The sequence below is a fragment of the Achromobacter sp. 01N37 genome, assembly GCF_056399725.1.
The window spans coordinates 49,209-68,258 of sequence record NZ_JBFTRX010000011.1 but is presented as its reverse complement, the minus strand read 5'-3'; the positions used below and the strand labels follow the sequence as shown (position 1 = coordinate 68,258).

Genomic DNA, 19,050 nt, shown 5'->3' with positions numbered 1-19,050 from the left:
ATGCAGAAACTTCTACCCGTTGCAACGCTGCTGGCGCTGGCCGCGTTTGCCTGGAGCGGCAGCGATTACTACACCGGGCTGGCGATCAAGGTCATGATCTACGCCATCTTCGCGCTCAGCTTGCAATTGCTGGTGGGCGGCGCGGGGCTCGTCAGCCTGGGGCACGCCGCCTTCTTCGGCATTGGCGCGTATGTGGCGGCGTTGTTGTCGCCCGAATCCGAGGCGGCCAGCCTGTGGTGGCTGCTGCCCGCGGCGCTGCTGGCGGCGGCCGCCTATGCCGTGGTGACGGGCGCGCTGGCGCTGCGCACGCGCGGCGTGTACTTCATCATGGTCACGCTGGCCTTTGCGCAAATGGCGTACTACGTCTTCCACGACACCAAAGTTGGCGGCGGCAGCGACGGCATCTATCTGTACTTCCGGCCCGAGCTCGCCTTGGGCGGCTGGATGCCCTTCGACTTAAGCAACGCCACCACGTTCTATTTCTTTGTGCTGGCTTGCCTGACGCTGACCTGGGGCTTTCTGGCGCTGCTGCGGCGTTCGCCCTTTGGCGCGGCGCTGGCGGGCATTCGCATCAACGAACAGCGCATGCGGGCAGCGGGGTATTCGACGTATCCCTACAAGCTGACGGCCTACGTGGTGGGCGCCACGCTGGCCAGTTTGGCGGGCTTTCTGTTCGCGCTGAAAGACGGCTTTGTCACGCCGGAATTATTGGCTTGGGAGCAATCGGGCCTGGTGTTGCTGATGGTGATTCTGGGCGGCATGGCCAGCCTGGGCGGCGCGGTGATCGGTACGGTGACGCTGGTGCTGATGCAGGAGTTGTTCCAGTCGCAGGCGCTGTTTGGCGACTATGCGCGGCATTGGCATCTGCCCTTGGGGCTGGCCATCATTGCGCTGGTGGCATTGTTGCCCAACGGCATTGCGGGCCTGCCGGCGCAATGGCGCCAGCGGCATCAGCGTCGGACGTTGCAAAGCCCCGGCGCGCGCGCGACGCCTGCGGCAGCCGCCCCCCTGCCCGCTGCCCCCGCCGCCACCCGCCTGCCCATTCAAGGAGAGCCCCATGTCTGACGTCTTGCTTGCCGCCGCCGATGTCACGCGGCGCTTCGGCGGCCTGACCGCCGTCAATGGCGTATCGCTGGGCTTGGCGCGCGGCCAGGTGCATGCCGTGATCGGCACCAACGGTGCGGGAAAATCCACGCTGATCAACATCCTGTCGGGTGAACTGGCGCCCAGCAGCGGGCATGTGATGCTGGGCGGGCGCGACATCACCGCCTGGCGCCAGCCCGAACGCGCGCGTGCGGGGCTGGGCCGCAGCTATCAGCGCTCTACCCTCTTTCCCGAACTTTCTGTGTTCGAAAACTGCCGGCTGGCCGCACAAGCTGGACGGCAGCGCTTCTGGCATTGGTGGCGCGCGGCATCCGATTGCCGGCGCAGCGCGGAATTGGCGCACCATGCGTTGGAACGCACAGGGCTGGCCGACGACGCCACGCGGCTGGCCGGGCTGCTGCCGCATGGCCGCAAGCGCCAATTGGAAATCGCCATGTGCCTGGCGGGCGAACCGCAGGTGCTCCTGCTGGACGAACCCTTGGCCGGCATGGGCCCCGAAGAAACCGACCGCATTCTGGACCTGCTGCAAACCTTGAAAGCGGGCCAGGCAATCCTGTTGGTGGAACACGATATGGATGCGGTCTTTCGCATCGCCGAAACCATCACCGTGATGGTCAACGGCACCGCCATCGCCAGCGGCACGCCCGCCGACATCCGCGCCAATGCCGACGTGCGCACCGCCTACCTGGGCGAAGACACCGGCGCGTCCCACGAAGGAGCCGCAGCATGCACGCACTGATCGAAGCAGGCGGACTGCATGTGTACTACGGCGCCAGCCATGTGCTGCGTGGCGTGGACATGCACATCGCGCCGGGTGAATCGGTGGGTCTCGTCGGACGCAATGGCATGGGCAAGACGACGTTGATCCGCAGCCTGATGGGGCAAGTGAAAAGCGCGCAGGGGCAGGTGCGGGTCAGCGGCCGCGATTGCACGCGCGCGCAGCCGCACACGATAGCGCGCATGGGCTTGGCCTACGTGCCAGAGGGGCGCGGCATTTTCCCCAACCTGAATGTGCGCGAAAACCTGCAAGTGGCCGCGCGCCCCGGCGTGCGGGGCGGGCAGGACTGGACATACGCGCGCGTGCTGGACACGTTTCCGCGCCTGCGTGAACGGCTGGGGCATGGCGGGCAACAGTTGTCGGGCGGCGAGCAACAGATGCTGGCCATTGGCCGCGCGCTGATGACCAACCCCGACCTGCTGATTCTTGACGAAGCCACCGAAGGTCTGGCCCCGCTGATCGTGGCCGAGATCTGGAAGATCATTCGGCAGATTCGCACAACGGGCATGTCCACGCTGATCGTGGACCGCAATTACCGCGCGGTGCTGGAACACACCGACCGCTGTCTGGTAATGGAAAAAGGCGTGATCGTGCAAGATGGCGACAGCGCGTCGCTGGCCCGGCAACCCGAGCAGCTGACGCGCTATCTGGGCGTGTAGGGAAACACGCCCGCCTTAGATCACCGCTTCGATCAGGAACGGGCCACGGCGCTTCAGGCCGTCGGCCAGTGCGCGTGCAAAGCCTTCAACCGTATCCACGCTGACCGCCTCCACGCCCATGCCGCGCGCCAGATGCGTCCAGTCCAGATACGGTTCTTCCAGGTCGAGCATGCGGCGCGCGTTGCGGCCCGGTTCCTTCACGCCCACGTTTTTCATTTCGCCGTGCAGCGTGGCATAGGAACGGTTGGCCAGAATCACCGTCAGGCAATTCAGGTTTTCACGCGCCTGCGTCCACAAGGCTTGCAGCGTGTACATGCCGCTGCCGTCCGCCTGCAACGTGATGACCTTGCGGTCGGGGCACGCCACAGCGGCGCCGGTGGCCATGGGCAGGCCAATACCGATGGCGCCGCCCGTCAGCATCAGCCAATCGTGCGGGGCGCTGCTGGCGCTGTAGATCGGGAATTCACGGCCTTGCGTGATGGACTCATCGCACACGATGGCCTGTTCGGGCAAGGTGTGGGCGACCAGAATGTTCACGGCGGCACCCGTCAGCTTGCCGGACGACGGCACTTCATAGGCCGCGGCCGGCGTGGCCAGGCGCGGCGCGTCGGCGGCGATGCCAAGCTCATCCGCCAGCCATTCCAGCGCGTGGGCCAAGTCCTGTTCAGCAGAGGCCAGCACCACCTGGTTGCTGTCCGGCGGGGCCAGCAGGCTGGGCTTGCCGGGGTACGCGAAGAAGCCGACCGGGGCCTTCGCGCCCGCCAGCACCAGATGCTTGACGTCTTTCAGCTTGGCCACGGCCATGTCGATGGGGTACGGCAGGCGGTCAACCGGCGTGCGCGCGCCGCCGCGTTCGATGCGGCGGTTGGACGTTTCCGACATCAGGCGCACGCCGGTGGCGCGCGCGATGCGGCCAGCGGCGTTCAGCGCGCGCTCGCGCAGCGCCGCACCGCCCAGCATCAGCACGGTGACTTCACCCGAGCGGATGGCGGCGGCGGCCGCGCGCACGGCCTCGGCAGAGGTCTGCGCCAGCGGCGCGTCTTTCACCTGCACGGGCGCGGGGGCAGTGTCAGGCAGATCGGTCCAGGCGGTATCGGCAGGCAGGATCAGCGTGGCGATGTTGCCGGGCGACTGGCGCGCGACCCCGATGGCTTCGGCGGCATCGGCGGAAACGGCGGCGGCCGTCATCGTGCGCTTGACCCAGTGCGACATCGGGCGCGCCACGCCTTCGACGTCGCTCGTCAGCGGGGCGTCGTATTGCACGTGGTACGTCGCGTGGTCGCCCACAATGTTGACCATGGGCGTGCGGGCGCGCTTGGCGTTGTGCAGATTGGCCAGGCCATTGCCCAGGCCGGGGCCCAGATGCAGCAAGGTCGCGGCCGGCTTGTCGGCCATGCGCGCGTAACCGTCGGCCGCGCCCGTCACCACACCTTCGAACAGACCCAGCACGCAACGCATCTTGGGCTTGCGATCCAAGGCCGCGACAAAATGCATTTCAGACGTGCCGGGGTTGGCAAAGCACACGTCCACATCGTTGGCCAGCAAGGTATCGCAAAGACTGTCAGCGCCGTTCATGATTTTCCCTAGTCGTTTTCAATGGCGATGCGGGCGCATGCTCGCCCGCCTGATATGCATGATAGGTAGCGTATCCGCATCGCGATAGAGCCATTTCAGCTTGCGGACATGGAACCATTCCGCCTGTGTTCCGTCTGCCGGAATCATGCAATAAAAACGGCCCGCGTGGGGCGGGCCGTGGTGGCGGTCAAGGCAGCCCGGTCAGCGGATGGGCCACGGATACATCGCGCCGCCCTTATTCCACAGCGCGTTCGTGCCGCGTTGCAGGCCCAGCTTGCTGTCTTTGCCGACGTTGCGTTCGAACACTTCGCTGTAGTTGCCCACGGCCTTGATGGCGTTATAGGCCCACTTTTCATCCAGGCCCATGTTCTTGCCCGCGCCCGGCGTCACGCCCAGGATGCGCAAGACGTTGGGGTTGTTGCTCTTGAGCATCTCATCCACGTTCTTTTGCGTGATGCCGTATTCCTCGGCTTCCAGCAGCGCAAACAGCGTCCAGCGCACGATGCCCAGCCAGTTCTCGTCGCCCTGGCGCACCATGGGGCCCAGCGGTTCCTTCGAGAAGCGTTCGGGCAGAATTTCGAAGTCGTTCGGGTTGGCGACTTGCGTCGCGCGCACGGCGGCCAGTTGCGAGGCGTCGTCCGTGAAGGCGTCGCAGCGGCCCGACTCAAAGGCGCGGACCACTTCAGTCACCTTGTCGATCACGACGGGTTTGAATTCGATGTTATTGGAACGGAACCAATCGGCCAGATTCAGTTCGGTGGTGGTGCCCGGCTGCACGCAAACCGTGGCGCCGTTCAGTTCCTTGGCGCTTTTGACGCCCAGCTTCTTGTTCACCAGAATGCCCTGGCCGTCATAGAAGCTGGCCGCCACGGCGGACAGGCCCAACGAGGTATCGCGCGTCTGCGTCAGCGTCACGGTGCGCAACAGCACGTCCACTTCGCCCGATTGCAGCGCGGTGAAGCGTTGCTGGGTCGACAGCGCGGTGCCTTTGAATTTGCTTGCGTCACCGAAGACGGCGGCGGCCACGGCGCGGCAGATGTCCACGTCCATGCCTTCCCATTCGCCCTTGCTGTTGGTGGCCGAGAAACCGGAGACGCCGTCGGTCAGGCCGCACTGCACGAACCCTTTTTTCTTCACCGCATCCAGCGTGGGGCCGGCCACGGCGGCCTGGGACGCGCAAGCCAGGGCCAAGGCGCCGGCTGCAAACAAGATAGACCGCTTCATTGCTGCTTCTCCTGAAAGGGATGGCCGGGCGGCTTGTAAGCCGCCGCCGGCTGAAAACCGGGGCCCTGTTTTGCTGGGCCGCTCGCCAGATTAAGCGATGTCCACGGCGTGAACAACGCGATGCGGCCTAGTGAAAACCCGAGGCGTGACAAGTTGGCACGCGCACGGCATTTGTCCGGTGATCGAACTTAATCAGACTGATTCACCTCTTGGTGCACCGCCTTGCATGCCATACTTTTTTCGCGCCGATGTCCGATATACGGCATGGGCGTCATCCCCGCGCGGCACCGCCGCAACATCTTAAAAAACGCCGAGCGCGCCACAAAAAAACCCGGGCGCGCATCGATATTCGGTCGATTCATGGAGGAGACAAATCCATGGCACGTGTAGTCACGCCGCAGCCTCGCCGCCACGCCGCCGCCCCGCGCCGTCTGGCCCTGAAAACCTTGTTGTGGTCCGCGCTGGCGGCCGTCGGCATGGTTGCCGGCCCCACCGGCCCCGCTAATGCGGCCGATGACTGGCCGTCCAAACCTATCAAGATCATCGTGCCGTATACGCCGGGCGGGTCTACCGACATCGTGACCCGCATCGTGATGGAAAAGCTGGGGCCGCGCTTAAAGCAGACGATCATCGTTGAAAACAAACCCGGCGCGAACAGCAGCGTGGGGTCGGCAATGGCCGCCAAGTCGGACCCCGACGGCTACACCTTCCTGTCCATCCTGCCGGCCTACATCATCAACTTCCACCTGTACAAGCTCAACTATGCGCCGGCCGACCTGACGCCGGTGGTGCAGATGGCCGACCTGCCGCTGTTCCTGTTCGTGTCCGAAGACCTGCCCGTGAAAACGGTGGCCGATCTGGTGGCCTATGGCCGCAAGCACCCCGACAAGCTGACCTACGCCTCCAGCGGTAATGGCTCCAGCGCGCACCTGACCGGCGCCGACTTCGCCTTGCAGAACAAGCTCACGATGACGCACGTGGCCTACAAGGGCAGCGCGCCGATCCTGACAGACCTGCTGGGCGGACGCGTCTCCATGGTGTTCGACCCGATCCTGGTGCCGATGCAATACGTGAAGCAGAACCGGTTGAAGGCGCTGGCGTTCACTGGCAAGGAACGCTGGCCGACCGAACCCGGCATTCCCACCATGGAAGAAGCCGGCATGCCCGGCTTCGTGACGGGCTCGTGGGCCGGTCTGATGGCGCCGGCCGGCACGCCCAAGCCGATCATCGAACGCATGGCGCGCGAGATCAGTGAAATCGTGAAGGAACCCGACGTGAAGCAGAAGTTCGTGGATGCCGGCTTCCTGCCTGTCGGCGGCACGACGGCGCAATTCGCAGAACTGATGAAGACCGACTCGGCACGCTACGCCGAGATCATCAAGCAGGCGGGCATTACCGTGAATTGAACGCGCGGCGGGCGCTGGCGCGGCCGGAATGCCGCAGCAGCGTCGCGCCGCCTCGGAGTCATCATGATCAATAAATTCATCGACACGCCCGACGACGCGGTCGCAGATATCCACGACGGCGCCACGGTGCTGATCAGCGGCTTTGGCGGTGCGGGCATGCCCACCGAACTCATCCACGCCTTGATCGACCAGGGCGCGCGCGAACTCACGGTAGTGAGCAACAACGCCGGCAATCACGAAACGGGGCTGGCCGCGCTGATCAAGGCCGGACGCGTGCGCAAGGTGATCTGCTCGTTTCCCAAGGCGTCGCACTCCTGGGTGTTCGACGACCTGTACCGCCGCGGCGGCATCGAACTGGAATGCGTGCCGCAAGGCACCATTGCCGAACGGCTGCGCGCGGCGGGCGCCGGGCTGGGCGGTTTCTTCACGCCCACCGCCTACGGCACCGAGCTGGCGCAAGGCAAAGAAACCCGCATCATCAACGGCCGCGGCCACGTGTTTGAAACGCCGCTGCATGGTGATTTTGCGCTGGTCAAAGCCGACCAGGGCGACCGCTGGGGCAACCTGACTTATCACAAGAGCGCGCGCAACTTCGGCCCCATCATGTGCATGGCAGCCAAGACCGCCATCGTGCAGGTGCGCGCCAAAGCCGAGCTGGGCGAGCTGCCGCCCGAAGCCATTGTCACGCCGGGCATTTTCGTCAAGCGCATCACCGAGGTGGCCCACGCCGCCTTCTCCAGCTGAAGGAATCCGCATGACTCTTTCCCCGACGTCCCGCCCGCAGACTTCCAGCCCTCGGGCGTATCAACCCCTGACCCGCGAGGCCATGGCGCGCCGCCTGGCCCTGGACATTCCCGATGGCAGCTACGTCAACCTGGGCATCGGCATGCCGGTGCTGGTGGCGGCCCATCTGCCCGATGACCGCGAGATCGTGCTGCACAGCGAAAACGGCATCCTGGGCATGGGCCCGCCGCCTGCTGACGACGCCATCAACCTGGATCTCATCAACGCCGGCAAGCAGCCCGTGACCTTGCTGACCGGCGGCTCGTACTTTCACCACGCGGATTCGTTCGCGATGATGCGCGGCGGCCATCTGGACATCTGCGTAATGGGCGGCATGCAGGTCGCGGCCAATGGCGATTTGGCCAACTGGTCGCTGGCCAAACCCGGCGAAGCCCCGGCCGTGGGCGGCGCGATGGACCTGGCGGTGGGCGCGCGCAGCGTGTTCATCATGATGGAGCACAACAGCAAGAACGGCGATCCGAAGATCGTTGAACGCTGCACCTATCCGCTGACAGGCGCGGGCGTGGTGGACCGCATCTACACGGACCTTGCCGTCATCGACGTCACCCCAGAAGGCCTGGTGGTTCGGGATATGATCGACGGCATGACGCTATCCGAACTGCAATCGCGCACGGGCGCACCGCTGCACGCACGCTGATGCTGCCCAACCTGCCTCCGCCCGGCTACGCCGCGCCGCTGGCTGCGGAGGATCATCCTGATCAGTTCCGTGGCGATCCCGATTACATGCTGACCTTGGCGCGCGGCCTGCACGTGATCCGCGCGTTCGGCACGCGCCGCCATCCGCAAACCGCCGCCGAACTGAGCCGGCGCGCCGGGCTGCCGCGTGCGGTGGTGCAGCGCTGCCTGCATACGCTGGTGCTGTTGGGCATTGCCGAGCAACACGGCCGGCTGTTCGTGCTGACGCCACGCATTTTGGGTTTGGGGTACGCGTACTTCTCATCCACGCCGTTCGTGTCGCTGGCCCAGCCCGTGCTGGAAGAGTTAAGCGCCACCGTCAACGAGACCTGCGCGCTGGCCATCATGGAAGGCAATGAAATGCTGTACCTGGCGCGCTCCGAAGTGAACCGCCTGCTGGCCACATCGATGGGGCTGGGCAGCCGCCTGCCCGCATACTGCACCTCGATCGGCCGTGTGCTGCTGGCGCAATTGCCCGAGCCGGCGCTGGCGCGCTACTTCGCTGCAATCGATTTGCAGCCCTATACGGAATTCACGCTGATCACCGAAGCGAAACTGCGCGTGGAACTGGAACGTATCCGCGAGCAGGACTACGCGGTTGTCGACCAGGAATTGGAATTGAATGTGCGGGCGATTTCGGTGCCCGTGCGCTCAGCCAGCGGCAAAGCCTGCGGCGCAGTGAACGTCAGTGTCAAAGCGGCCAGGGTGCCGTTGACGAGATTGACGGATGAATTCTTGCCGCCGTTGCGGCAAGCGGTGGAGAGAATCGGAGAGTTCTTGGTGGCGTGAATGCAGCGGATGACGCGCGATGCAGGGCTTGCCGTGCGTACCGACAGGGCCGCGCGACGACAGGTCCGCGCGACATCCAGCCTGCAATCACAAATCCGTCGTATCCAACGTAAACGCAGCGGCCGCGCGGCCGATGCGGTCGTTGACCGCGTGCCATTCGTCTGTTGCCGGCGGCGCTTGCACGATGATGCGCGCATAACCCTGTTTGTCCAGATCGCGCAGCAGGCCGTACAAGGCTTGCGCATAACGCGCCGGGTCCGCAAGCACGGCATGCCATTGCAAGCGCGGGTCCAACGAGGCGGGCTTGTCCCCATACGCCACCACCACCACCTTGCCTGCCGGCAGGTTGCGGCCCTGGGCCACGTCTTGCAGACGCGCATCGGAGGCCAGCTCCAGCGGTGTGCGCGGCGCGTAGTGCGCTTTCAGCGTGCCGGATGCGCGCGGTGCGGCGGCGTCCGGGGCAAACACCTGCACGCCCAACACCGCTTCGATTTGCGCCGCGCTGATGTGACCCGGACGCAACAGCACGGGGCCGGCGCCGCGATCCAGGCGCGACAGATCCAGAATGGTGGACTCAATGCCCACTTCCGATGCGCCGCCTTCCAGCACGGGCATGCCGGCAGCCACTTCGTCAGGGAATTCGCTCTTCACGTGCTCGGCCCGCGTGGGTGACACCTGGCCGAACTTGTTGGCGGATGGCGCAGCCACGCCGCCCTGCCCGTTCGGCTTGCCGGCAGCAAACGCCGCCAGCAGCGCCTGCGCCACCGGATGCGACGGGCAGCGGATGCCGATGCTGTCCTGCCCGCCGCTTACCGTGTCAACGATATGCGGCGCGCGCTTCAGAATCAGCGTCAACGGACCGGGCCAGAACGCGTCGATCAGCAGGCGCGCCTCGGGCGGCACCTGCGACGCCCAATACGACACATCGCCATCAGGCGCGATGTGCACGATGACGGGATGGTTCGACGGGCGGCCCTTGGCCGCGTAGATCTTCGCCACCGCCTGCGGGTTTTCCGCATCCGCACCCAGACCGTAGACGGTCTCGGTGGGAAAGGCGGCCAGCTCGCCGTCCAGCAAGCGTTGGGCGGCGCGGGCAATCTCCGCGGCGTTGGCGGACTCGGGCGGGGGCAAGGAAGACATCAGGATCGTCGCGGGTTACTCGGGGGCTTGCATGCCCAGCGCGGCCGCCACGCGGGCGGCATCGCTACGGGCTTGTTCCAGCGTGGGCGCCACGATGGTGATGTGGCCCATCTTGCGGCCACGGCGCGCTTCGCGCTTGCCGTACAGATGCAGCTTGGCCGTGGGCACCGCCAGCGCGGCGGCCCAATCGGGTTCGCGCTGCGTGGTGGCGGACTCGGACGCATACCAGATGTCGCCCAGGATGTTCAGCATGACGGCGGGCGCCATCAACGCGGCGCTGCCCAGCGGCAAGCCGGCCATGGCGCGCGCCTGTTGTTCAAACTGGCTGGTGACGCAGGCGTTCATCGTGTAGTGGCCGCTGTTGTGCGGACGCGGCGCGATCTCGTTGACGATCAGGCTGCCGTCCTTCAGCACGAAGAATTCCACGCACATCACGCCGTGGTAACCCAGGCCTTGCGCGATGGCTTTTGCCGCATCGGTGGCGCGGGCCTGCCGTTCTGCATGGGCCGCGTCCGATTCCACGGGCGCTGCGGTGGACACCGCCAGTATGCCATCGCGGTGCACGTTGCGCGCAACGGGAAACACGACGGTGGCGCCATCGAAACCGCGTGCAATCACGACCGAGATTTCATAATCCAGCGGCATCAGCGCTTCCAGCACGCACGCCACGCCGCCGAACTCGGCAAACGCCGCCAGCGCTTCGTCACGCGTGTTGATACGGGCCTGGCCCTTGCCGTCGTAACCCAGACGGGCCACTTTCAGAATGCCGGGAAACAGCGCGTCGGATGCGGCGCGCACATCGGCTTCGCTGCGGATGGCGGCGTGCGGCGCAACGGGAATGCCTTGCGAAGCAATGAAGGTTTTTTCGGCGATGCGATCCTGCACGATGGCCACGGCGTCAGCGGCCGGGCTCACGCGGCAGCGCGTGGCCAGCGTGCGCAAGCTGTCGGCAGGCACGTTCTCGAATTCGGTGGTGACGGCTTGACAGGTCTGCGCCAGCCGGGCCAGGCCGGCTTCGTCATCGTAGGCGGCCTGAATGTGCAGGTCGGCCACCATGCCGGCGGGGCATTCTTCGGCCGGGTCCAGCACCGCAACCTTGTAGCCCAGGCTTTGCGCCGCGTGGCAGAACATGCGGCCCAGTTGGCCGCCGCCCAGCAAACCCAGCCAGCCGCCGGGAGCAATCATGAAAGAAGTCGATTGAGTCATACGGATCAGGCCTCGGGCGGAACCTTCATGTCGCGCGCGGCTTGCGTCTGGCGCGCGCGGAAGGCCACCAGCTTCTTGTGCAAACCGGCATCGGTGCCCGCCAGCGTAGCGATCAGGTGCAGCGCTGCGTTGGCCGCGCCCGCTTCGCCGATGGCGAAGGTGGCCACCGGCACGCCCTTGGGCATCTGCACGATGGACAAGAGCGAGTCTTCGCCACGCAGGTATTTGGAAGGCACCGGCACACCGAACACCGGCACTTCGGTCAGCGCCGCCATCATGCCCGGCAAGTGGGCCGCGCCACCGGCGCCGGCGATGATGCCGCGCAGGCCGCGGTCGTAGGCCGCAGCGCCGTACTCGGCCATGTCCTGCGGCATGCGGTGCGCGGAAATCACGCGCGCCTCGTAAGCCACGCCGAAGTCCTCAAGCATGGTGACCGCGTGCTTCATGACCTCCCAATCGCTGGAAGATCCCATAATCACGCCCACCACGGGGGTGGCCTCTGCCGCTGCGGAAGTCTTGGCTGTCATAACCGGTGTCAAAGAGGTAAGACCGCGGAAACCCGCCCGCGGAATGTCAAAGGACCGCGGAACGTATCCGCGAAACCCGGTATTTTACCCGGCGCGCGCGACAGGCTACGGCGTGGCCGAAGACGGCAGCCACAGATAGGTGGTGGGATCGTCCGGGCAAGGCCCGAAACCGCACTCCAGCGTGGTGCTGCCAACGTTGGCCAGGGTCACGATGAAAAACAGGGCCATGACCACTACGCCCAGCATGGGCACCGGCTTTTTCAGCATGCTGTCGCCCCATTTGCGGTCGGCGGTCTGCATCAGGATGCTGAAAACGATGATGGCGGCGAACGCGATGAACGCCCAGGTATAGAAGTGCATGCCCAGAAAGGGCGAGCCATAGCCCGGGTCGCCGGGCGCCATGTGCAGCAGGACTTGCCGGCCAGAGGCGACCATGCCGCCCAGCGATGCGGCGATGCTCATCGCGTAGTGCATGGGCGACGGCCCCAGGCGCATGTTCAAGAGAAAGCCGACGCCGGCCAGAATGAGGGCGACGCGTTGCAGCAGGCAAAGCGGGCAAGGCAGCTCGTCATAGACGATCTGCCAGGCAAACGCCATGCCAAGAATGCCGGTCACGCCCAGCAGCGCCAAGCCGTTCAAGACGCGCGAGCCGCGCGCCGGATTGCGGGAGAAGATCATGGCCCGGCCCTTACAGCGACAGCGCCAGCGGGCTGGTCATGTGGTGCTGGCACCAGGCGGCGAAGATCACCAACGTCAGCACCCAGAAGGTCACGCACGGGCGGCGTTTACCCGCCACGCCAAACCACACCGCGACCAATCCGGTCAGAAAAGGCAACATCATGATCATGCGGAAGGCTCCTGTCGTCGGACGTCCTGCGAAGGCAACCGACGAGTATAGCGTAACAATCCGACATATTTCCTATCGAAAACCCCCTATTGCCGGGGCCGGATCGGGCTGCAAGAACCGCCGGAAAGCGACGAAAAAAAACCCGCTCAACACAGGAGCGGGTTTTTGACAGCGCAGAGCTTGCCGGGTCAGGCGACCAGGCGGTCCAGCGCTTCGCGGTACTTGGCGGCGGTCTTTTCCAGCACGTCCTGCGGCAGGCGCGGTGCGGGCGGCGTCTTGTCCCAGGTTTGGGTTTCGAGCCAGTCGCGCACGAACTGCTTGTCGAACGACGGGGGGCTGATGCCCACGCGGTAGCCGTCAGCCGGCCAGAAGCGCGAGGAATCGGGCGTCAGCACTTCGTCCATCAAGTGCAGCGTGCCGTTGTCGTCCAGGCCGAATTCGAACTTGGTGTCGGCAATGATGATGCCCTTGGTGGCGGCGAACTTGGCGGCTTCGGCGTACAGCTTGAGCGTCACGTCGCGGATGCGCTCGGCCATTTCCTGGCCGACTTCCTTGACCACGTGCGCGAAGTCCACGTTCTCGTCGTGCATGCCGAATTCGGCCTTGGCGGCGGGCGTGAAGATGGGTTCGGGCAACTGGCTGGCCTGTTGCAGGCCGGCGGGCAGCTTGATGCCGCAGATGGCGCCGGTGGATTGGTAGTCTTTCCAGCCGGAACCGATCAGGTAGCCGCGGGCAACCGCTTCCACCAGGATCGGCTTCAGGCGCTTGACGACGACGGCGCGGCCGCGCACCTGGTCAACTTCGTCGGGAGCCACCACGTCTTCGGGCTTCACGCCCGTGGAGTGGTTCGGCAGGATGTGGGCCAGCTTCTGCAACCAGAATTCGGTCAGCTCGGTCAGCACCTGTCCCTTGCCGGGAATGGGATCGTCAAGAATCACGTCGAAGGCGGAGATACGATCCGACGCGACGATCAGCAACTTGTCGTCGCCCACCGCGTACATATCGCGCACCTTACCGCGGCCCAGCAGCGGCAAGGACTTGATGCTGGATTGATGCAAAGCAGAAGTCACGGGAATGGCCTATGGCAAAAATGAAGATTCCCGCCTCGGGCAGCGCCAGGGCGGGAAGTAGAACGAAATTGGAAACTTCAGAGCCGACCGGGCGCTGGAAAGCGGGTCGTGCAAAGCGCATAGATTACTGCAAATAAGCCCGTCTTGCCGGGCGGCGGGCAGCAGGTTAGTCTGGCTGCGTTCCAACATGCGCGCCGACCGCGACCCGCGTTACGGCGCCCCCCAATACCCCTGGAGGAGACAACGTCGTATGCAGGATGCATCCCAAAAACGCCCGTCCCACGCCGACGCGCAGGTTCATCTGACGGGGGGATGCCAGTGCGGCGCCGTCCGTTACGCCGTCACGGATGAGCCCATCACCGCGGCCACCTGTCATTGCCGGGACTGCCAGTATTCCAGCGGCGGCGCCCCGGCCCATGCGTTGATCTTCCCCGCCGGCTCGGTCACGATGCTGCGCGGCCAGGCCAAGGAGCACCGCTACAAGGGCGATTCCGGCCACACCGTCATGCGCAGCTTCTGCGCCGCCTGTGGCACGCCGCTGTTCGGCGGCTCTGAAGGCATGGGGTACGAAGTGGTGCGCGCGGGGTCGCTGGATGACCCGGAAGCCTTCCACGCCAAGGCCAGCCTATGGACGAGCTCGGCGCCGTCCTGGCACCACGTGGACCGCAACGTGCCGCACTTTCCCAAGAACGCGCCGGCGGGATAGCGCTATTCAGACTGCATTGAATAGTTCTATTCAGACTGCACTGCATAGTTCTATTCAGACTGCACCGAATAGTTCTATTCAGACTGCATTGCATAGCTCTATTCAGACTGCATCGCGCCCGCATAAAAAAAGGGGCGGCCCCATGCGAGGCCGCCCCTTTTGCTTGCGTGCGCCGCCCGGGGACGGCGCACGGCAGAGCTTATTGCACCACTTGCGACAGCTTGCCCGACGCGTATTGCGCGGCGATGTCGGTCAGCGGCAGCGCCTTGATCTTGCTGGCGTTGCCGGCGGTGCCGAATTCCGTGTAGCGAGCCACACAGATCGCGCGGGCGGCGGCGCGGGCGGGCTTCAGGTATTCACGCGGGTCGAACTTTTCCGGGTTCTCGGCAAAGAAGCGGCGGATCGCGCCGGTCATGGCCAGACGGATATCGGTGTCGATATTGATCTTGCGCACGCCGTACTTGATGGCTTCCTGGATTTCCTCGACCGGCACGCCGTAGGTTTCCTTCATGTTGCCGCCGAATTCACGGATCTCGGCCAGCAGTTCCTGCGGCACGCTGGAGCTGCCGTGCATCACCAGGTGGGTGTTCGGCAGGCGGGCGTGGATTTCCTTGATGCGGGAGATCGACAGGATGTCGCCCGTGGGCTTGCGCGTGAACTTGTAGGCGCCGTGGCTGGTGCCGATGGCGATCGCCAGGGCGTCCAGCTGCGTGCGGCGCACGAAGTCGGCGGCTTGTTCCGGGTCGGTCAGCAGCTGGTCCATCGTCAGCTTGCCGTCGGCGCCGTGGCCGTCTTCCTTGTCGCCTTCCATGGTTTCCAGGGAACCCAGGCAGCCGAGTTCGCCTTCAACCGTCACGCCCAGCTTGTGGGCGATGTCCACGACTTTCTTGGTGACTTCGACGTTGTAGTCGTAGTCGGCGATGGTCTTGCCGTCTTCTTTCAGCGAACCGTCCATCATCACGCTGGAGAATCCCAGGTCGATGGCGCCTTGGCAGACCTTGGGCGACTGGCCGTGATCCTGGTGCATCACGACGGGGATGTGCGGGTAGGATTCCACTGCGGCCTGGATCAGGTGCTTCAGGAAGCCTTCGCCTGCGTACTTACGCGCGCCGGCCGACGCCTGCATGATCACCGGGCTGTCGGTCTCCGCAGCGGCTTCCATGATGGCCTGGACTTGTTCCAGGTTGTTGACGTTGAAAGCCGGAATGCCGTAGCCGTTCTCGGCGGCGTGGTCGAGCAACTGGCGCATGGAGACTAGGGCCATGAGTGGTCCTCCTAAGTACTGTCTATGGAAAGATGGTTGAAGTCCTGCTGAATGGGGTGATTTTACGGGGGAATCGCTGAAAGGTCTTGCAACCGGCCGTATCCGGTCCATTCAGAGGATGGCGCGCTGCTCGGCCGCTAGGTCGCATCCCCCGGACGAGGGATGGACAAAGGGGCGACGGCCCCGTTTGGACCCTCGCCCGCGATCAAGGCCGGCCGGCGTGCGGCACGTCTACCCGAGTCATCAGAATGCGCCCTTCAGGTTTGGCGCGGCGGTTGGCTTCGATGAAGTCCGGTGCTGCGGCCATGAACAATGTGCAGCCGTCCGGCCCGCCCAGCGCCGCGGCGAAGATGCCGAATTCGCCGGTGTCGATCTGCTCAAGAATCTGGCCGCCGCGCGCCACCCGCACGATTCGTTTGCCGATGGCGTCCGCCACCCACACCGCGCCTTCCGCGTCCAGCGCGCCGCCATCGGGGCCGATGGCCGACGCCGCGATCAGCACTGACAAGTCGTCGCTGTCGGGCAAGGCGCCGAAGTTCGCCCAGTCGCGCCGGGGGCCCAGCGCACCGTTGGCCAGGATGTCGAACTCGGAAATGCGGTTGCCGAAGGTTTCGTTGACGATCATCGTCTTGCCGTCGGGGGTAATGAACGAGCCGTTGGGAAAGCACAGCCCGTCGGCCACCACTTGCGCCACGCCGTCCGTGTCCACCTTCACCAGCGTGGTCGTCGCGACCGGCTCGCCCGCCATCAGGTCAAAGCCGAAATTGCCCACATAGGCCCGGCCTTCGGCATCCACCACCATGTCATTGATAGGGCCGCCCGTCAGCGCCGACAAGTCGGCATGCACGGCGAGCGTGCCATCCTTCTCGCGGCGCAGCACCTTGCGGTCTTTCATGGATGAGATCAGCAAGCGGCCATCGGGCAGCCAGCCCAGGCCCGAAGGCTGCTGCGGCACGCGGCAGATCTGTTCGACCTTGCCGGCCAGATCCACGGCGATCACCTGCTCGGTATAGAAATCCGACGCCCACAGGCGGTCTTCGTGCCACCGCAGCCCTTCCAGGTACGTGTACCCGGACGCCAGCACGGACAATTCACGTTTCGGCATTGCCTTGTCTCCTATTTATCGCCCCGGTCGGGGCCGGTTCTTATCGGTGCGCCCCTGGCCGTCAGAAGGCGCCGGAGCGGGCCCATTCTGGCATGGGCGGCGAGGGTTCGGGGAGCGCGGAATATTGATACGAAACGTATCCAGCCCATCGCCCTGACCCCCTGGGAGTCAACACCCGATCCGTCCCCAAGCTGACAACTAACTGTCAGGTTTGCGGCGTTAACATCGCGCCCCAAGGGAAAACCCGCGCTCTCGGGGCCCCTGGCATATCCGTCTCACCGGACCCCGTCCTGCCTCGCCCCATGCCGGCGGGCCGCGCCCAGAATGCGGGCCGAGCGACAGGTCCCTCGTTTCCGTTTTGATCATGAATACAAAGAAGCTGACGCGTTACATCGGCATCGCCATGGTGTTGGGCGTCCTGGTGGGCTACCTCTGCAATAAGACGGCGCAAGACGCGAAACATGCCGCAGACATTGCGTCGTACTTCAGCCTGATCACAGACATCTTCCTGCGCATGATCAAGATGATCATCGCCCCGCTGGTGTTCGCGACGCTGGTATCCGGTCTGGCCAGCATGAGCGACGCCAATGCCGTGGGCCGCATCGGCTTGCGCGCCATGGTCTGGTTCATCTCTGCGTCGGCAATCTCGCTGCTGCTTGGGCTGATGCTGGTCAATATCTTCCAGCCCGGCGCGCACATGAACCTGGCGATTCCGGACGCGGGCATCACGTCGGGGCTGAAGACGGGCGACTTCACGCTCAAGGCCTTCATTGCGCACGTGTTCCCCAAGAGCATCGCCGAAGCGATGGCCAACAACGAGATTCTGCAGATTCTGGTGTTCTCGCTGTTCTTCGGCGCGGCGCTGTCGTTCATTCGCAGCAAGGGCCACAACACGATCTACAACATGATCGATGAGCTGGCCAAGATCATGTTCCGCGTGACCGACTACGTGATGCGCTTTGCGCCGCTGGGCGTGTTCGCCGCCATGGCCGCCGCCATCACTACCGAAGGCCTGGGCGTGCTGGTCAGCTACGGCAAACTGATCGGGGAGTTCTATCTGGGCCTGGCGCTGCTGTGGGCCATTCTGTTTGGCGTCGGCTACCTGTTCCTGGGCAAGTCCACGCGCCGCCTGGGCGGGCTGATCAAGGAACCCACCCTGCTCGCCTTCTCTACCGCCAGCAGCGAATCCGCATACCCCAAGACCATCGAAGCGCTGGAACGCTTTGGCGTGTCCAAGCGCATCTCGGGCTTCGTGCTGCCGCTGGGGTATTCGTTCAACCTGGACGGCTCGATGATGTATCAGTCGTTTGCGGTGCTGTTCATCGCGCAGGCTTACAACATCGAGATGAGCTTCTCGCAGCAGCTCACGCTGCTGCTGGTGCTGATGGTGACCAGCAAGGGCATGGCCGGTGTGGCGCGCGCCTCGCTCGTGGTGGTGGCCGCCACCCTGCCGATGTTCCACCTGCCTGAAGCCGGCCTGCTGCTGATCATGGGCATCGACCAGTTCTTCGACATGGGCCGCACGGCCACCAACGTGGTGGGCAACAGCCTGGCCACCGCCGTCATCGCCAAGCTGGAAGGTGACCAGGGTGACCAGAATAAGCAGGATGAGCAGGCCGCAGTGGCCAGCCCGGCCGCTCAAATGAACGTGGCCGAGGCCCGCGACAACGCTTGACCGGCGCGCAGCGGCGGGAGCAACATAGGAATCCCTGTTGCCACCCGCCGGCGCGTCGCGCCCCAGCGCCACGTGCTACCCGCATGCCATGACACCCCACCCCCTGCGCGGCATTCTCGCGGCCATCGCCGTGATGGCCGCCGCACCTGCCGCCCACGCCTGGACGCGCATCTCCTGCGACTTGAGCGGCACGGCTTCCACGCCTGCCGTCCAGATGCGTCAATACCGCACCGATGGCACGGAGCTGTCTCAAACCACGTTCAAGTTGAAGGTCAAGTCGGCCGACATTCCGGACGGCGCGCGCGCCGATACCGATTGCACCGAATTTGTGGACCGCGAGATTGATGTGTCGCTGGACAACACGCCGCCCGGCCAGATCCGCAAGGGCCGCCCGATCACGCTGCGTTATCGCTACGATGAGTCGCTGGGGCAAAGCCTGGCGACGAAATTCGAGCTGGTCCGCTAAGACCAGCTCGATGCCGCGTGGCGGCAGATT

The 19,050-nt window shown here is 64.9% G+C and carries 20 protein-coding genes; 10 read left to right on the top strand and 10 right to left on the bottom strand.

Annotated features, from left to right (window positions below; genetic code table 11):
• From AC1DSJ_RS21440 to AC1DSJ_RS21430, 3 genes are read left to right on the top strand one after another with little or no spacing between them, the layout of a single operon-like run.
• On the top strand, nt 1-1,065 hold the full coding sequence (locus tag AC1DSJ_RS21440; protein ID WP_441372108.1) for a branched-chain amino acid ABC transporter permease: 1,065 nt from the start codon (nt 1-3) through the stop codon (nt 1,063-1,065).
• A complete protein-coding gene (locus AC1DSJ_RS21435; RefSeq protein WP_441372107.1) occupies nt 1,058-1,843 on the top strand; it encodes an ABC transporter ATP-binding protein in 786 nt (261 codons plus the stop codon). The genes AC1DSJ_RS21440 and AC1DSJ_RS21435 overlap by 8 nt, the downstream gene beginning before the upstream one ends.
• Nucleotides 1,831-2,541, top strand: coding sequence for an ABC transporter ATP-binding protein (locus AC1DSJ_RS21430; RefSeq protein WP_054422492.1), 711 nt, complete (start codon nt 1,831-1,833; stop codon nt 2,539-2,541). Before AC1DSJ_RS21435 ends, AC1DSJ_RS21430 begins: the two co-directional genes overlap by 13 nt.
• Before the next feature lie 15 nt (nt 2,542-2,556).
• Here AC1DSJ_RS21430 and AC1DSJ_RS21425 read toward each other — a convergent pair whose 3' ends face one another.
• Together AC1DSJ_RS21425 and AC1DSJ_RS21420 are read right to left on the bottom strand one after the other, a co-directional pair.
• The gene (locus tag AC1DSJ_RS21425) at nt 2,557-4,116 is read right to left on the bottom strand and encodes an acetolactate synthase large subunit (protein ID WP_054422493.1); all 1,560 of its coding nucleotides are present in this window, start codon (nt 4,114-4,116) and stop codon (nt 2,557-2,559) included.
• Between the two features lie 201 nt (nt 4,117-4,317).
• Nucleotides 4,318-5,340 (bottom strand): amino acid ABC transporter substrate-binding protein, encoded by a 1,023-nt coding sequence (locus tag AC1DSJ_RS21420; protein WP_054422494.1) that lies wholly within the window; start codon nt 5,338-5,340, stop codon nt 4,318-4,320.
• Nucleotides 5,341-5,717: 377 nt separating this feature from the next.
• Here AC1DSJ_RS21420 and AC1DSJ_RS21415 point away from each other — a divergent pair, with 377 nt between their 5' ends.
• The 4 genes from AC1DSJ_RS21415 to AC1DSJ_RS21400 all read left to right on the top strand — a co-directional run bounded on the left by AC1DSJ_RS21415 (nt 5,718) and on the right by AC1DSJ_RS21400 (nt 9,014).
• The gene (locus AC1DSJ_RS21415; RefSeq protein ID WP_054422495.1) at nt 5,718-6,746 is read left to right on the top strand and encodes a Bug family tripartite tricarboxylate transporter substrate binding protein; all 1,029 of its coding nucleotides are present in this window, start codon (nt 5,718-5,720) and stop codon (nt 6,744-6,746) included.
• 63 nt (nt 6,747-6,809) lie between these two features.
• On the top strand, nt 6,810-7,490 hold the full coding sequence (locus AC1DSJ_RS21410; RefSeq protein WP_054422496.1) for a 3-oxoacid CoA-transferase subunit A: 681 nt from the start codon (nt 6,810-6,812) through the stop codon (nt 7,488-7,490).
• 10 nt (nt 7,491-7,500) lie between these two features.
• Nucleotides 7,501-8,187: a 3-oxoacid CoA-transferase subunit B gene (locus AC1DSJ_RS21405; protein WP_054422497.1), complete on the top strand. Its 687-nt coding sequence runs from the start codon at nt 7,501-7,503 to the stop codon at nt 8,185-8,187.
• On the top strand, nt 8,187-9,014 hold the full coding sequence (locus AC1DSJ_RS21400) for an IclR family transcriptional regulator domain-containing protein (RefSeq protein WP_441372106.1): 828 nt from the start codon (nt 8,187-8,189) through the stop codon (nt 9,012-9,014). The genes AC1DSJ_RS21405 and AC1DSJ_RS21400 overlap by 1 nt, the downstream gene beginning before the upstream one ends.
• A gap of 87 nt (nt 9,015-9,101) precedes the next feature.
• Here the strand turns inward: AC1DSJ_RS21400 and AC1DSJ_RS21395 are convergent, their stop codons facing one another.
• The 6 genes from AC1DSJ_RS21395 to AC1DSJ_RS21370 all read right to left on the bottom strand — a co-directional run bounded on the left by AC1DSJ_RS21395 (nt 9,102) and on the right by AC1DSJ_RS21370 (nt 13,804).
• On the bottom strand, nt 9,102-10,154 hold the full coding sequence (locus tag AC1DSJ_RS21395; protein ID WP_441372105.1) for an L-threonylcarbamoyladenylate synthase: 1,053 nt from the start codon (nt 10,152-10,154) through the stop codon (nt 9,102-9,104).
• A gap of 15 nt (nt 10,155-10,169) precedes the next feature.
• On the bottom strand, nt 10,170-11,360 hold the full coding sequence (locus tag AC1DSJ_RS21390; protein WP_441372104.1) for a 5-(carboxyamino)imidazole ribonucleotide synthase: 1,191 nt from the start codon (nt 11,358-11,360) through the stop codon (nt 10,170-10,172).
• A gap of 5 nt (nt 11,361-11,365) precedes the next feature.
• Nucleotides 11,366-11,887: a 5-(carboxyamino)imidazole ribonucleotide mutase gene (gene purE / locus AC1DSJ_RS21385; protein WP_054422501.1), complete on the bottom strand. Its 522-nt coding sequence runs from the start codon at nt 11,885-11,887 to the stop codon at nt 11,366-11,368.
• 105 nt (nt 11,888-11,992) lie between these two features.
• A complete protein-coding gene (locus AC1DSJ_RS21380; RefSeq protein WP_441372103.1) occupies nt 11,993-12,565 on the bottom strand; it encodes a disulfide bond formation protein B in 573 nt (190 codons plus the stop codon).
• A gap of 10 nt (nt 12,566-12,575) precedes the next feature.
• Entirely contained in the window at nt 12,576-12,734 is a 159-nt protein-coding gene (locus AC1DSJ_RS21375) for a DUF5993 family protein (protein ID WP_175171445.1), read from the bottom strand.
• Nucleotides 12,735-12,922: 188 nt separating this feature from the next.
• Complete coding sequence (locus AC1DSJ_RS21370) at nt 12,923-13,804, bottom strand: phosphoribosylaminoimidazolesuccinocarboxamide synthase (RefSeq protein ID WP_054422503.1); 882 nt, start codon at nt 13,802-13,804, stop codon at nt 12,923-12,925.
• A 250-nt stretch (nt 13,805-14,054) separates the two neighbouring features.
• On the opposite strand from AC1DSJ_RS21370, the gene AC1DSJ_RS21365 reads away from it, so the two are divergent.
• Nucleotides 14,055-14,510, top strand: coding sequence for a GFA family protein (locus AC1DSJ_RS21365; RefSeq protein WP_342067024.1), 456 nt, complete (start codon nt 14,055-14,057; stop codon nt 14,508-14,510).
• 199 nt (nt 14,511-14,709) lie between these two features.
• Here AC1DSJ_RS21365 and fba read toward each other — a convergent pair whose 3' ends face one another.
• Nucleotides 14,710-15,774, bottom strand: a complete 1,065-nt coding sequence (gene fba / locus AC1DSJ_RS21360; RefSeq protein WP_054422505.1) for a class II fructose-bisphosphate aldolase — start codon at nt 15,772-15,774, stop codon at nt 14,710-14,712.
• Between the two features lie 205 nt (nt 15,775-15,979).
• The gene (locus AC1DSJ_RS21355) at nt 15,980-16,879 is read right to left on the bottom strand and encodes an SMP-30/gluconolactonase/LRE family protein (RefSeq protein WP_054422506.1); all 900 of its coding nucleotides are present in this window, start codon (nt 16,877-16,879) and stop codon (nt 15,980-15,982) included.
• Between the two features lie 364 nt (nt 16,880-17,243).
• Here AC1DSJ_RS21355 and AC1DSJ_RS21350 point away from each other — a divergent pair, with 364 nt between their 5' ends.
• Together AC1DSJ_RS21350 and AC1DSJ_RS21345 are read left to right on the top strand one after the other, a co-directional pair.
• On the top strand, nt 17,244-18,554 hold the full coding sequence (locus AC1DSJ_RS21350) for a dicarboxylate/amino acid:cation symporter (protein ID WP_441372102.1): 1,311 nt from the start codon (nt 17,244-17,246) through the stop codon (nt 18,552-18,554).
• Between the two features lie 88 nt (nt 18,555-18,642).
• Nucleotides 18,643-19,020 carry a hypothetical protein gene (locus AC1DSJ_RS21345; RefSeq protein WP_175171442.1) on the top strand — a complete coding sequence of 126 codons (378 nt, stop codon included), beginning with the start codon at nt 18,643-18,645 and terminating at the stop codon, nt 19,018-19,020.
• The last annotated feature ends 30 nt before the right edge of the window (nt 19,021-19,050 follow it).